Origin of the sequence: Pseudomonas sp. EA_15y_Pfl1_P101, from assembly GCF_963970835.1 — a bacterium.
In the GTDB taxonomy this organism is placed as follows: domain Bacteria; phylum Pseudomonadota; class Gammaproteobacteria; order Pseudomonadales; family Pseudomonadaceae; genus Aquipseudomonas; species Aquipseudomonas tritici.
The window spans coordinates 217,047-230,970 of record NZ_CAXAPA010000003.1; the positions used below are offsets into that span (position 1 = coordinate 217,047).

10 protein-coding genes and 1 pseudogene are annotated in these 13,924 nt (G+C 60.5%); 4 read left to right on the plus strand and 7 right to left on the minus strand.

What is annotated here, in order from left to right:
• The first annotated feature begins 51 nt into the window (after positions 1 to 51).
• A complete protein-coding gene (gene mprF, locus AACY36_RS05735; RefSeq protein WP_339417294.1) occupies positions 52 to 2,694 on the plus strand; it encodes a bifunctional lysylphosphatidylglycerol flippase/synthetase MprF in 2,643 nt (880 codons plus the stop codon).
• Positions 2,694 to 3,980, plus strand: a complete 1,287-nt coding sequence (locus tag AACY36_RS05740) for a virulence factor family protein (protein WP_339417295.1) — start codon at positions 2,694 to 2,696, stop codon at positions 3,978 to 3,980. The genes mprF and AACY36_RS05740 overlap by 1 nt, the downstream gene beginning before the upstream one ends.
• A gap of 153 nt (positions 3,981 to 4,133) precedes the next feature.
• On the opposite strand, the gene recJ is transcribed toward AACY36_RS05740, so the two are convergent.
• Entirely contained in the window at positions 4,134 to 5,843 is a 1,710-nt protein-coding gene (recJ, locus tag AACY36_RS05745; protein ID WP_339417297.1) for a single-stranded-DNA-specific exonuclease RecJ, read from the minus strand.
• Between the two features lie 172 nt (positions 5,844 to 6,015).
• On the minus strand, positions 6,016 to 6,558 hold the full coding sequence (locus AACY36_RS05750) for a YaeQ family protein (RefSeq protein WP_339417299.1): 543 nt from the start codon (positions 6,556 to 6,558) through the stop codon (positions 6,016 to 6,018).
• Positions 6,559 to 6,706: 148 nt separating this feature from the next.
• Here AACY36_RS05750 and AACY36_RS05755 point away from each other — a divergent pair, with 148 nt between their 5' ends.
• On the plus strand, positions 6,707 to 7,906 hold the full coding sequence (locus AACY36_RS05755) for a CaiB/BaiF CoA transferase family protein (protein ID WP_049711684.1): 1,200 nt from the start codon (positions 6,707 to 6,709) through the stop codon (positions 7,904 to 7,906).
• A 14-nt stretch (positions 7,907 to 7,920) separates the two neighbouring features.
• A pseudogene (locus AACY36_RS05760) lies at positions 7,921 to 8,427 on the plus strand (TIGR02285 family protein); the annotation flags it as partial.
• 170 nt (positions 8,428 to 8,597) lie between these two features.
• On the opposite strand, the gene AACY36_RS05765 reads toward AACY36_RS05760, so the two are convergent.
• The 5 genes from AACY36_RS05765 to xerD all read right to left on the minus strand — a co-directional run bounded on the left by AACY36_RS05765 (position 8,598) and on the right by xerD (position 13,846).
• On the minus strand, positions 8,598 to 8,882 hold the full coding sequence (locus tag AACY36_RS05765) for a DUF3509 domain-containing protein (RefSeq protein ID WP_339417301.1): 285 nt from the start codon (positions 8,880 to 8,882) through the stop codon (positions 8,598 to 8,600).
• Positions 8,883 to 9,129: 247 nt separating this feature from the next.
• Complete coding sequence (gene thrC, locus AACY36_RS05770) at positions 9,130 to 10,539, minus strand: threonine synthase (protein ID WP_339427481.1); 1,410 nt, start codon at positions 10,537 to 10,539, stop codon at positions 9,130 to 9,132.
• Positions 10,540 to 10,642: 103 nt separating this feature from the next.
• The gene (locus AACY36_RS05775) at positions 10,643 to 11,947 is read right to left on the minus strand and encodes a homoserine dehydrogenase (protein WP_339417303.1); all 1,305 of its coding nucleotides are present in this window, start codon (positions 11,945 to 11,947) and stop codon (positions 10,643 to 10,645) included.
• A gap of 129 nt (positions 11,948 to 12,076) precedes the next feature.
• Positions 12,077 to 12,808 (minus strand): disulfide isomerase DsbC N-terminal domain-containing protein, encoded by a 732-nt coding sequence (locus AACY36_RS05780; protein ID WP_339417305.1) that lies wholly within the window; start codon positions 12,806 to 12,808, stop codon positions 12,077 to 12,079.
• Between the two features lie 141 nt (positions 12,809 to 12,949).
• Entirely contained in the window at positions 12,950 to 13,846 is an 897-nt protein-coding gene (gene xerD, locus AACY36_RS05785) for a site-specific tyrosine recombinase XerD (RefSeq protein ID WP_339417307.1), read from the minus strand.
• Between the last annotated feature and the right edge of the window lie 78 nt (positions 13,847 to 13,924).

Genomic DNA, 13,924 nt, shown 5'->3' on the forward strand with positions numbered 1-13,924 from the left:
TAACTTGGCTGGATACCTCCATCCTGTCGCGCACAATCCACGAGGTGATTGATGCGCGCCAACTCGTCTGAACCACAAGACACCGTTACAGCAGAACAACCGATCCCTCCCGCTCGTTTGCGTTGGCTGGATCGGGTGAGCAAATACCGGCAACCCATCGGGCTGGCCGTCACACTATTGCTGTTCGCCATCGCGTTGATCGCCTGCCGACACCTGCTGCTGGAGCTGGATCTCTACGCCCTCCACGATTCGATTCTGGAAGTACCCAGGCCCGCCCTACTCGGTGCGTTTGCCGCAGGTGTGGCCGGCTTCGTCATTCTATTAGGCTACGAATTTTCCGGCGCGCGCTACGCGGGGGTACAACTGCCCGCCAAGACCCTGGCCATGGGTGGCTTTACCGCGTTTGCCATCGGCAATGCGATTGGCTTGTCGATGCTCTCGGGCGGTTCGGTGCGTTACCGTTTATATGCACGCCATGGCATCGGGGCTTCAGAAGTGGCGCACATGACCGTGTTCGCCAGCCTGGCCCTGGGCTGCGCCCTGCCGCCGCTGGCGGCATTGGCCACCTTGAGTAACTTGCCGGCGGCGTCCACTTATCTGCATCTGTCGCAAGGTTTGCTGGGCGGCATTGCCTGCGCCGTGCTGCTGTTGTCGGCCGCGCTGTGCATCGGCATTTATCGTCGTCGCCTGCCGGAGCAACCCTACCCGGATAACCTGCTGGTAAAAGCTGGCCGCCGTACCCTGCGTCTGCCGGGCCGGCGTTTGACCTTCCTGCAACTGATCATCACCGCGCTGGACGTCGCCGCCGCTGCGACCGTCCTTTATCTGTTGCTGCCAGAAGCGCCGCCCTTCGGCCCCTTCCTGTTGGTGTACCTGCTGGCGCTGGCCGCTGGCGTGCTCAGCCATGTACCGGGCGGGGTTGGCGTATTCGAAGCAATTCTGCTCGCAGCCTTCGCCGACAAACTGGGCGCCGCGCCACTGGCCGCTGCCCTGCTGCTGTACCGCATGATCTACGTGGTGCTGCCCCTATTGATCGCCTGTGTGTTCCTGCTGATCAACGAAGCGCAGCGTCTGTTCCAGACCCAGCAAAGCCTGCGGGTCGCCTCGGGGCTGGCAGCGCCAGTACTGGCCGTACTGGTTTTTTTGTCCGGCGTGGTCCTGCTGTTTTCTGGCGCCACGCCCGAAATCGACTCACGCCTGGAAAACATCGGCTTCTTGATTCCCCACCGCCTGATTGACGCCTCGCACTTTGGCGCCAGCCTGATCGGCGTGCTGTGCTTGTTGCTGGCCCAGGGCCTGCGTCGACGCTTGTCGGCCGCCTGGATGCTGACCATGGTGCTGCTGCTGACCGGTGCGTTGCTCTCGCTGCTCAAGGGTTTCGACTGGGAAGAAGCCTGCTTGATGACCATGACCGCGATCCTGCTGGCGATCTTCCGACGCTCGTTCTACCGCGCCAGCCGCCTCACCGAGCTGCCCTTCTCACCGCTGTACCTGGTGGCAAGCGTGTGCGTGCTGGGGGCTTCGATCTGGCTGCTGCTGTTCGCTTATCAAGACGTGCCTTACAGCCACCAGCTGTGGTGGCAGTTCACCCTGGACGCCAACGCGCCCCGTGGTTTGCGCTCGCTGCTGGGCGCCGCCGTCCTGCTGGTGATCGTCTCCCTGACCTGGCTGTTGCGCACCGCGCGCCCGGTGATCCACCTGCCGACGCCCGACGAACTCGAGCGTGCCAGCAAGATCCTGATGGCCTCGTCCCAACCCGACGGCGGCCTGGCGCTCACCGGCGACAAGGCGCTGCTGTTTCACCCCAATGATGAAGCTTTCCTCATGTACGCCCGTCGCGGGCGCAGCCTGGTAGCCTTGTACGACCCGATTGGCCCGACCCAGCCACGCGCCGAGATGATCTGGCAGTTCCGCGACTTGTGCGACATCCACCACGCGCGCCCGGTGTTCTATCAAGTGCGCGCAGAGAACCTGCCGTACTACATGGACATCGGCCTCACCGCGATCAAACTGGGTGAAGAAGCCCGCGTCGACCTGAAACGCTTTGACCTGGAAGCCAAGGGCAAAGAGATGAAGGACCTGCGCTATACCTGGAACCGTGGCACCCGCGATGGCTTGTCCCTGGAGATCTTTGAACCGGGCACGGCACCGATGGACGCGCTCAAAGTGATCTCGGATGCCTGGCTGACCGGCAAAAACGTGAGGGAAAAAGGCTTTTCCCTGGGACGCTTCAGCGACGACTACCTCAAGCACTTTCGCATTGCGATCATTCGCTTCGAAGGGAACCCGGTGGCCTTCGCCAACTTGCTCGAGACCTACAGCCACGACTTGGCCAGTCTCGACCTGATGCGCGCCCACCCTGACGCGCCCAAGCTGACCATGGAATTCATGATGGTCGGCCTGATTCAACATTATAAGAGTCACGGCTACGCCCGCTTCAGCCTCGGCATGGTGCCGTTGTCGGGCCTGCAACCACGCCGCGGCGCGCCGTTGACCCAACGTCTGGGTTCGATGGTGTTCCGCCGTGGCGAACAACTGTATAACTTCCAAGGTTTGCGCCGCTTCAAAGACAAGTTCCAGCCTGACTGGGAACCCCGTTACATGGCCGTGCCTGCGGGACTTGATCCGCTGGTGGCACTGGCCGATACCGCCGCCCTGATCGCGGGCGGCTTGACTGGATTGGTGAAACGCTGATGATTCGACGTTCCTGGCGGTATGTATTGGCCTCTGTAGTGCTGCTCGCCTTGATCGCAGGCGGCGGCTTTTGGTACTGGAACCGCCCTGCCCCACAGCCGACCCTGGAGCAATTGCCCCAGGCCGATGGCTCGGTGATGACCCGCGTGACGCCCAATGGCACGCCGAAAGCCCTTGTGGCCGTGGCCGTAATGGCCGACGAAATCCTGACCGACAGCCAACTGATCGCTCTGAGCCAAGGCGGCAAGGCGCAGATTGTCCAAGTGATCCTGCCCAAGGACGATTGCAAGCTGCAGGAACAAGCGCTGCAAAGCGCCTTGGTCCAGCTCAAGGGCCCGGCCACCCTGGTCAGCGGCATCGGCCCAGGCGCAGCGCTCGCCTGGCGCTGGCTGGCAACACAGGATGACGACAAGGCCAATGCCATCTCCGTCGGCTTCGCCCTGGTGCAGGAAGGCTGCAAGGACCCACTGCCGAAAACCGCCGCGCACGGCAATTGGCTGGTGGCCTGGAACGACAACCCTGACGATGAAAGCGCCAGTTTCGTGCGCGATACACCACGCGCCACCACCAGCATCAGCGACTACGACATTCACTACCCGCAAGTGCTGAACAACGAGCTGCGCAAGCAACTGGTAGGTTCGGACAACGGCGGCCTGGCGATTCCAGTGGTTGAAGTGCCGGCCGGCCAGGCCAAGGACACCGTCACCCTGTTCCTCTCTGGTGATGGCGGCTGGCGTGACCTGGACCGCGACGTGGCCGGCGAAATGGCCAAGATCGGCTACCCCGTCGTCGGCATCGACACCCTGCGCTACTACTGGCAGCACAAGACCCCGGAACAAAGCGCCAAGGACCTCACCGAGCTGATGCAACACTACCGTCAGAAGTGGGGCACCAAGCGCTTCGTGCTGACCGGTTACTCGTTCGGTGCCGATGTATTGCCGGCCATTTACAACCGCTTGCCGGCAAACGAGCAGCAACGCGTGGACGCAATCATCCTGCTGGCGTTCGCGCGCACTGGCAGCTTTGAAATCGAAGTGGAAGGCTGGCTGGGTAACGCCGGCAAAGAAGCCGCCACGGGCCCGGAAATGGCCAAGCTGCCGCCTGAGAAAGTGGTGTGCATCTACGGTGCAGAAGAAGTCGACGAGAGCGGCTGCACGGACAAGACTGCCGTGGGTGAAGCGCTGAAGTTGCCAGGTGGGCATCACTTCGATGAGAACTACCCGGCGCTGGCCAAGCGGTTGGTGGATATCATTGTGAAGCATCAGGCCAAGGATAAAGCCGAGTAACTTCAGGCTGTACACGGATTAAAAATGTGGGAGCGGGCTTGCTCGCGAAAGCGGTGGATCAGTCACAGCAACATTGACTGACACTCCGTATTCGCGAGCAAGTCGAAGCGTCGAACCGCCGCTCCCACATTTGCTTTAGGGTGTGACCGATATTTAGCGCGGTTCGATGTGCGCAATCATCAGCTGCACGGTTTCATTCCCACGAAACTCGTTCACATCCAGCTTATAGGCCAGCTCGACCCAACGCACGGTAGGGTTAGGCCAAACGTCACGGTCCACCCCAAACGCAATGCCATCGAGTTTCACCGAGCCGCATTCGCTCTTGAGCACCACTTTCAGGTGCCGCTCCCCCACGACACGCTGCTCCACCAACTGAAACACGCCGTGGAACAACGGCTCGGGAAAGTGTTGCCCCCACGGGCCGGCATGCCGCAAGGCCCGCGCCAGCTCCAGGTGAAACTCTTCCACTGCCAGAGTACCGTCGGTCAACAACCTGCCGGTCAGGTCCTCCTCACACAGTTGCCGACGCACTTCAGCATCAAATGCTTCGGCAAACAGTGGGAAATTCGACTCGGGCAATGTGAGCCCCGCCGCCATGGCGTGGCCGCCGTATTTGGCGATCAGATTGGGATGCTGGCTTGCGACCACTGCCAGGGCATCACGGATGTGAAAACCCGGCACGGAGCGCCCTGAGCCCTTGAGCAGGCCGTCACCGGCGTCGGCAAAGGCGATGGTCGGGCGGAAATAGCGCTCTTTCATGCGTGACGCCAGAATGCCGATCACGCCCTGGTGCCATTCCGGGTCGAACAGGCAGAGCCCGTAGGGCATCGACTCCACCGGCAAGTCCTTGAGCTGGGCCAGGGCTTCGCGCTGCATGCCCTGCTCGATGGATTTACGGTCCTGGTTCATGCCGTCCAACTGCGCAGCCATCTCCCGCGCGGCGGCGACGTCGGTGGTGAGCAGGCATTCAATCCCCAGGCTCATGTCATCCAGGCGCCCAGCGGCATTCAGGCGCGGCCCGAGGATAAAGCCCAGGTCGGTCGAGGTGATGCGTGCAGCGTCGCGCTTGGCCACCTCCAGGATCGCCTTGATCCCCGGCCGTGCGCGACCTGCACGGATACGCTCCAGGCCCTGATGCACCAGGATGCGGTTGTTGGCATCCAGGGGCACCACATCGGCAACGCTGCCCAGCGCGACCAGGTCGAGCAGTTCACCGATGTTCGGCTGAGGTATGTTCGCGTACCAGCCCAAGCTGCGCAGGCGCGCACGCAAGGCCATCAGCACGTAGAAAATCACGCCGACGCCGGCCAGGGCCTTGCTCGGAAACTCGCAGCCCGGCTGATTCGGGTTGACGATCGCATCGGCCGCCGGCAATTCATCGCCGGGCAAATGGTGGTCGGTCACCAGCACCTTCAACCCCGCGGCTTTGGCGGCCGCCACGCCTTCGACGCTGGAAATGCCGTTGTCCACGGTAATCAACAACTGCGGCTCACGCTGCAGGGCCACGGCGACAATTTCCGGGGTCAGGCCGTAGCCGTACTCGAAGCGATTGGGCACCAGATAGTCGACATGCGCCGCTCCGAGCAAACGCAGGCCCAAGGTACCCACGGTGCTGGCAGTGGCGCCATCGGCGTCGAAGTCACCGACGATCAGGATGCGCTGGCGTTGCTCCAGCGCCGTCACCAGCAAGTCCACCGCCGCGTCGATTCCCTTGAGCTGCTGATAGGGAATCAACCGCGCCAGGCTTTTATCCAGCTCAGCCTCCGATTGCACACCGCGCGCGGCATAAAGACGGGTCAACAGCGGTGGCAATTCACCAAGAAACGGCAGGACGGCGGGCAACGGGCGGGGATCGATACGCATGAGGTAACGGAAACTTCTCTACTGATACAACGGTTAAACAACAATCCTGCAAACGGTACAAACCTGATGTGGGAGCTGGCTTGCCTGCGATGCGGACGGCTCGGTGAAACAGTTACACCGCGGCGATACAATCGCGGGCAAGCCCGCTCCCACACAAGCCGCTTGCCACATTTTAATCGCGTCCGCCGACCAGCCACTGCAATTGCACTTCATGCTGGCCACGGTCGTCGGTCACGAAGATGGTGCCTTCGCTGATCATCACATCCCACTTGATCACGCGGGGCATGTCTTTGGCCAGAACCTCCAGGATCTCCTGGGGCACGGCGGCGATGTGTACGTTTTTCAGGTTGGTCGCCACCGGCACCACCTTGCCTTCCCATACACGCAGGCTACCGTAGGCCAGCAGACTGGTGCGTTCGGTGCGGCGCGAGCACCAGGTCAGGCGGTCGGCATCGGGTTGGCCGACTTCGATCCAGTGCAAAACCCGATCATCCAAACTTTTTTCCCACAGGGCTGGTTCGTCTACATCTGACAGTCCACGACCAAACGCCAGTTGCTCGTTGTAAAACAGGGCGTAGGCCAACAGACGCACGGTCATGCGCTCTTCGGTTTCCGAAGGGTGGCGGGCGATGGTCTGTTTGACGCTCTCGTACACCGAGCGATCGAGGTCAGTAAGGTTGAGTTCGAATTTGTAGGTCGTGGACGGCTGGGCCATGAACGGACTTCTAGAGACAGGGAAAGGCGGCCAGTCTAACCGATGGCGGGGCCATTCAACGAATCCTGCGCTGCATCATCCTTATCCCTGGGCTGTCCGCCTATGTTAAAAGGCATCACACCACCGCACTGCGCAGACAAGGATCATCATGTCGTTTAATGCCAAACCGCTTGCCGGCCTGAAAGTTATCGAACTCGGTACCCTGATCGCCGGCCCGTTCGCCTCACGTATCTGCGCCGAATTCGGCGCCGAGGTGATCAAGGTCGAATCGCCGGACGGCGGCGACCCGCTACGCAAGTGGCGCAAGCTGTACGAGGGCACGTCGTTGTGGTGGTTTGTGCAGGCGCGCAACAAGCAGTCGCTGACGCTGAACCTCAAGCACCCGGACGGCCTGGCCATCCTCAAGCAGTTGCTGGCGGACGCCGACATCCTGATCGAGAACTTCCGCCCCGGCGTGCTGGAGAAGCTCGGCCTGAGCTGGGAAACCCTGCACGCACTCAACCCCAAGCTGGTGATGGTGCGTCTCTCCGGCTTTGGCCAGACCGGCCCGATGAAAGACCAGCCAGGGTTTGGCGCGGTGGGCGAATCCATGGGCGGCCTGCGCTATATCACCGGCTTCGAAGACCGCCCACCGGTGCGCACCGGCATTTCCATCGGCGACTCGATTGCCGCGCTGTGGGCGGTGATCGGCGCGCTGATGGCGCTGCGTCATCGCGAAGTCAACGGCGGCGTGGGCCAGGTGGTCGATGTAGCGCTGTATGAAGCCATCTTCGCCATGATGGAAAGCATGATCCCGGAGTTCGATGTATTCGGTTTTATTCGCGAACGCACCGGCAACATCATGCCCGGTATCACGCCGTCCTCCATCCACACCAGCGCCGACGGCAAGCATGTACAGATCGGCGCCAACGGCGATGCGATCTTCAAGCGCTTTATGTCGGCCATTGGCCGTGAAGATTTGGCCAACGATCCAGAGTTAACCAGCAATGACGGACGCGATGGCCGTCGTGATGAGCTGTATGGCGTAATCGATCGCTGGGTGAATTCGCTGCCACTGGATGAAGTGGTCGCGATATTGAATAAAGCCGAAGTGCCTGCCAGTCGCATCTACAGTGCCGAGGACATGCTCGGCGATCCGCAATTCCTCGCCCGGGAGATGTTCCTCAAGGCCCAGCTTCCCGACGGCAAGGACTTCAAGATGCCTGGCATCGTGCCCAAGTTGTCGGACACGCCAGGCAGCTGCGAATGGGTCGGGCCGCAGCTGGGTGAACATAACAACGTGCTACTCAATAAACTGGGATACGACAGCGCTGCCATTACTCGCTTGCGTGAGGATGGCGCGATTTGATGGTTTACCCTGCTCAGAGCGAGTTGGCAGCGTTCATTGATGAGGACCAATTTGACCTGCAAGCCTTCCTCGGCTCCCCTACCGCACGCATTGGCGCAACCGCCGAACGCAGCTACGGTCCGTTGATCGATGCGCAACTCAAGGGTGCCGCCCCTCACACACTGGCACTCCATTACGGCAATGACGCCCTGGGCAGCCTGCTGCAAATGCAGCGCCTGGGCCGACTGGAAGCCGTTCTGGGTTACGCGCCGGAGATCCGCTATCACGCCATGCAACAAGGCATTGCCCCTGAAGACCTGATGTTCTACCCCATCAAGGGGTCAGCGCCCTACCAGCGTACGCATATCGGTTGTTCGGCCACACCTGAAGGTCGCCAGGCCATACAGCGAATTGATCGGGCCTTGCGCCATATCCCACAGGAACAGCTACAGGCTTCCTACGCCGAATGGCTGGACCCGGTCATGCGTGAACACTATCTGCAGGACAACCCGAGCTTTTTCCTGGATTCACCTGAACCCTGACAAATCGCAGGCAAAAAGAAACCCCGGAGCGTGGGGATACACTTCGGGGTTAAACGTGGCCTACAAAGACCCGTACAGCAAGGCACAAACACCGGAGCACAATGTCTGCTCTTGCTGTTACGAAATCTGACCGGCCGCCTTGTAGGAAGTTTCCACACTTAAACAATTCTTCATGCAACGGCAGCGCCACGAGCCTGGGCGGCGTTGCGCAAGGCCGCGATGACCGACGGTTCCAAGCGCCCTTCGGCAATCTTGAGATCGCGCAAGAGGCAGTCCACCACATCCACCATCACGCGTTTATCCATCAATTGTGCGCGATCAACTTCACGCTCGACCACGATCGCGCCAGCAGGATTCTTCACGGTCACCAGGCACTCGCCCTGCACACCGGCGGTGGTCAGCGAAACCTGATAAGGGCTCAGCGCTTCTTCTAGCAATAGGCTGATACTTTCCATCTCGATCACCACTCAATAGTTCGGGAACAATCGTTTCAACGGGAGAGCTGCATCTATCCTAAGTGACTGGTTGTGACGTAGGAAAGTTCGCTTTTTCGTGTTTTGGGGCCGTCAGGGGCTGACGGATTCCAGCATGCGCTCGCAACATGACAACGAAAAAACGGCCGTACCTACCGAACCTGCAAGCCATAAAAAACGCCGCTGACCCAAGGAAGGGAAAGCGGCGTTTTTGCCTGCACGGTTTGCCTTACAGCGGCTTACCACGGTTGCCATGCTGGCTGACAAACGCCTGCACAGCCTTGAGGTCATTGGCCAATACAGTGCAACGCTCTTCACGCTCGAACAGGTCAGCCAAGTGCGCCGGTAATTCCAGCGCCTTGCCAACGCCCGCCTTCTCCACCGCTTCCGGGAATTTCACCGGGTGCGCGGTGCCCAGGATCACCATCGGGATATCCAGGCTGCGGCGGCATTCGCGGGCGGCCTTCACACCAATGGCAGTGTGCGGGTCCAACAGCTCGCCGGTCTGGGCATAGACTTGTGCGATGGTTTCGCAGGTCTGCGCATCGTCCACAGCCAGGGAGTCGAAGAGCTTGCGGGTTTCGGTCCAACGCTCTTCGTCAACGCTGAAACCGCCACCGCTCTTGAAGGTGTCCATCAAACCCGCGATGGCCGCGCCGTTGCGACCGTGCATGTCAAACAGCAGGCGTTCGAAGTTCGACGACACCATGATGTCCATCGACGGCGACAGCGTGGCGTGCAGGGTTTCCTTGACGTACTGATTGCCGCTCATGAAACGGTGCAGGATGTCGTTGCGGTTGGTGGCGACGATCAACTGGTTGATCGGCAGGCCCATGTTGCGTGCCAGGTAACCGGCAAAAATGTCGCCGAAGTTGCCGGTCGGCACCGAGAACGACACCGAACGTGCAGGCCCGCCCAGTTGCAGGGACGCGTGGAAGTAGTAGACGATCTGGGCCATGATCCGCGCCCAGTTGATCGAGTTCACCGCCACCAGGCGCGTGCCTTTCAGGAAGCTCTGGTCAGCAAAGCTGTTCTTGACCATTTCCTGGCAGTCATCGAAGTTGCCTTCAATGGCGATGTTATGGATGTTCTCACCAAAAATGGTGGTCATCTGGCGACGCTGCACTTCCGACACGCGCTTGTGCGGGTGCAGGATGAAGATGTCGACGTTTTCGCAGTGTTTGCAGCCTTCGATGGCAGCCGAGCCGGTATCACCGGAGGTAGCGCCGATGATCACCACGCGTTCGCCGCGCTTCTCCAGCACGTAATCGAGCAGGCGACCCAGCAGTTGCAGGGCAAAGTCCTTGAACGCCAGCGTCGGGCCGTGGAACAGCTCCAGTACCCATTCGTTGCCGTTCAATTGACGCAACGGGGCGATGGCGCTGTGGGAAAACACGCCGTACGTCTCTTCCAGAATCTTCTTAAATTCCGCATCCGGAATGCTGCCGGTGACAAACGGGCGCATCACCCGGAAGGCCAGCTCGTGGTACGGCAGGCCGGCCCAGGAAGCGATTTCTTCCTGGGTGAAGCGTGGCAGGTTTTCCGGCACGTACAGGCCGCCGTCAGTGGCAAGACCTGCCAGCAAAACGTCTTCGAAATTCAGGGCCGGTGCCTGGCCGCGGGTGCTGATGTAGCGCATAGGGGCAAACCTTCGGTTTGGGCTTCAAGCTTCAAGTGACAAGCTTCAAGTTAAAGCAGATCTGCTTCTACTTGAAGCTTGTAGCTTGGCGCTTGCAGCTGAATTAATTCAAATGTTCGACACGGATACGGACTACCGGCCCAACCACGCCCTGGAGAGCTTCGAGCGCTCGGATGGCGTCATTCATGTGTTGTTCGAGCACACGGTGGGTCAGCAGGATCATCGGCACCTGGCCGTTTTGCTCCTCGACTTCCTTCTGCATGATCGACTCGATGTTGATCCCGCGCTCCGACAGGATGCTGGCGACCTGGGCCAACACGCCCGGATGGTCCTGGGCCTGGATACGCAGGTAGTAGGCACTTTCGCAGGCTTCGATCGGTAGGATCGGGTGGGCCGACAGCGAGTCCGGCTGGAACGCCAGGTGCGGCACGCGGTTCTCCGGGTCGCTGGTCATGGCGCGGACCACGTCCACCAGGTCAGCGATCACCGACGAAGCCGTTGGCTCCATGCCGGCGCCGGCGCCGTAGAACAGGGTCGAACCGGCGGCGTCACCGTTGACCATCACGGCGTTCATCACGCCATTGACGTTAGCGATCAAGCGATCGGCCGGGATCAGCGTCGGGTGCACACGCAGCTCGATACCGGCCGGCGTGCTGCGCGCTACGCCCAGGTGCTTGATGCGGTAGCCCAGGGCTTCGGCGTAGTTCACGTCAGCAGTGGTCAGCTGGGTGATGCCTTCGGTGTAAGCCTTGTCGAACTGTAGCGGGATACCAAAGGCGATGGACGCCAGGATGGTCAGCTTGTGCGCCGCGTCGATACCTTCCACATCAAAGGTCGGGTCGGCTTCGGCGTAACCCAGGGCCTGTGCCTCGGCCAGCACGTCTTCGAAGGTACGCCCCTTCTCGCGCATTTCGGTGAGGATGAAGTTACCGGTACCGTTGATGATGCCGGCGACCCAGTTGATACGGTTGGCGGACAGGCCTTCACGGATCGCCTTGATCACCGGGATGCCACCAGCGACAGCGGCTTCGAACGCAACGATCACGCCCTTTTCACGCGCCTTGGCGAAGATTTCGTTGCCGTGCACGGCGATCAGCGCCTTGTTGGCGGTGACCACGTGCTTGCCGTTCTCGATGGCCTTGAGCACCAGCTCGCGGGCCACGGTGTAGCCGCCGACCAGTTCGATGACAATATCGATTTCAGGGTTGGTGGCAACGGCGAAGACATCGTTGGTAATCGCAATACCGGTCGTTTCGAACTGTGGCTTTGGCGAACGCGTGGCAATTTGCGCCACTTCAATCCCACGGCCTGCGCGGCGGGAAATTTCCTCAGCGTTACGCTGAAGTACGTTGAAGGTGCCGCCACCGACGGTCCCTAACCCACAGATGCCTACTTTGACCGGTTTCACTGAAGAACTCCCCATGAAACGGCCGACGCGAGGTCGGCCGTGGAAAACAGCCGCATAACTGCGGCTTTCAATTAATGGCCCGTGGACTTATCCACGGGCCATGATCGTCAAAGGTTCGACGATGCTGGTTTATTTGGCACTCAGCGCCAGTTTGGCAACTTGTGGCGCCGGCTGGTAGCCCGGAATCACTTGGCCGTCAGCCAAAACGATGGCCGGTGTACCGTTCACGCCAATGGACTGGCCCAGCGCGAACTGCTTGGAAACCGGGTTGGCGCACTTGGCGGCCTTGATTTCCTTGCCGTCGACCATCTTGTCCATGGCCGCTTTTTTGTCGGCCGAGCACCATACGGCTTGCAGTTGCTCGTCACCCGGCGAGCCCAGGCCTTGGCGCGGGAACGCTACATAGCGCACTTCCACGCCCAGCTTGTTGAGCGCGGGCACTTCGGCGTGCAGCTTGTGGCAGTACGGGCACGTGGTATCGGTGAACACCGTGATGTGAGTCTTGGTCTCGCCGATCGCCGGGTAGACCACGGTTTCAGCCACAGGGATGCCATTGATCAGCTTGGACACGCCCAGGCGCTCGGCTTTCTCGGTCAGGTTGACCGGTTTGCCGTCCTTCAATTGGAACAGGTAACCCTGGACGATGTACTGGCCGTCGGCACTGGCGTACAGCACGCGGCTGCCCTTGAGCTTGACTTCGTAAAGGCCGGCCATCGGGCTGGCACTGATGCTTTCGATCGGAGTGTCGAGCTGCAGGTTGGCCAGGCTCTTGCGGATGGCCTGCTCGGCAGCGTCATCGGCGACAACAAAGGTGGAAACCAACGCAATGGCTGCGGCGGCAATAATCTGGGTCAAGCGCATGGGAACTCCTGAAGGCAGATGCAGGGACGGGCGCAAGACATGGGTCTGTTAATACAGGTCTGAGCCGTCCCCTTTGCTAACCGGCAAAGCCTACCACAGTTGGGCCGCAGGGCAGCCCGTGGCGGGATAAATTGGCGGTTTTCAGCCTCTCGGGTGGTGCTTGGCGTGCATTTCCTGCAAACGTGCGCGCGCCACGTGGGTGTAGATCTGGGTGGTGGATAAGTCGCTGTGGCCGAGCAGCATTTGCACCACGCGCAAATCCGCACCGTGGTTGAGCAAATGGGTGGCGAAGGCATGGCGCAACGTGTGGGGCGACAGGGACTTGCTGATCCCGGCGACCTTGGCCTGATGCTTGATGCGGTGCCAGAAGGTCTGGCGGGTCATCTGTTCACCGCGCAGGCTGGGGAACAACACATCACTGGGGCGTCCGCCAAGCAGTTCGCTGCGGGCATCACGCATATAGCGCTCGACCCACACTATCGCCTCCTCCCCCATTGGTACCAACCGCTCCTTGCTGCCCTTGCCCATCACCCGCAATACCCCCTGGCGCAGGTTCACTTGTTCCAGGGTCAGGCTGATCAGCTCGGTTACCCGCAGGCCGCAAGCGTACAAAACCTCGAGCATGGCGCGGTCGCGCTGGCCGATGGCTTCGCTGAGGTCGGGGGCAGCGAGCAAGGCCTCCACGTCATTTTCCGACAAAGACTTAGGAAGCGGCCTACCTAATTGTGGCATGTCGACTTGTAGAGTCGGATCGACTGCGATCAGCTTTTCGCGCAGTAAATAGCGATAAAAGCCACGCACACCCGAGAGAAATCTCGCAGTAGAACGCGGCTTGTAGTGTTGCTCCAGACGCCAGGCTAAGTGATCGAGGATCAGCTCGCGTCCGGCATTGGTCAGCTCGAGGTTTTTCTCCTGCAACCAGCCGTTGAACAGGGCCAGGTCACTGCGGTAAGCCTGGCGTGTGTTGTCCGACAAGCCTTTTTCCAGCCAAAGGGCGTCGAGGAAACGGTCGATAAGAGGATGATCAATGGCGGGCATGGGCACTCAAGTGACGCGGCACGGGGCTTTGCGGCAATTAATTAGTGAACTGTGATTAGGGTCACTAGTCTTTCATAG

Excerpts from the sequence above, each read along its gene's own strand:
- mprF (WP_339417294.1), top strand. The coding sequence starts at position 52 with ATGCGCGCCAACTCGTCTGAACCACAAGACACCGTTACAGCAGAACAA.
- AACY36_RS05740 (WP_339417295.1), top strand. The coding sequence starts at position 2,694 with ATGATTCGACGTTCCTGGCGGTATGTATTGGCCTCTGTAGTGCTGCTC.
- recJ (WP_339417297.1), bottom strand. The coding sequence starts at position 5,843 with ATGCGTATCGATCCCCGCCCGTTGCCCGCCGTCCTGCCGTTTCTTGGT.
- AACY36_RS05750 (WP_339417299.1), bottom strand. The coding sequence starts at position 6,558 with ATGGCCCAGCCGTCCACGACCTACAAATTCGAACTCAACCTTACTGAC.
- AACY36_RS05755 (WP_049711684.1), top strand. The coding sequence starts at position 6,707 with ATGTCGTTTAATGCCAAACCGCTTGCCGGCCTGAAAGTTATCGAACTC.
- AACY36_RS05765 (WP_339417301.1), bottom strand. The coding sequence starts at position 8,882 with ATGGAAAGTATCAGCCTATTGCTAGAAGAAGCGCTGAGCCCTTATCAG.
- thrC (WP_339427481.1), bottom strand. The coding sequence starts at position 10,539 with ATGCGCTACATCAGCACCCGCGGCCAGGCACCGGCCCTGAATTTCGAA.
- AACY36_RS05780 (WP_339417305.1), bottom strand. The coding sequence starts at position 12,808 with ATGCGCTTGACCCAGATTATTGCCGCCGCAGCCATTGCGTTGGTTTCC.
- xerD (WP_339417307.1), bottom strand. The coding sequence starts at position 13,846 with ATGCCCGCCATTGATCATCCTCTTATCGACCGTTTCCTCGACGCCCTT.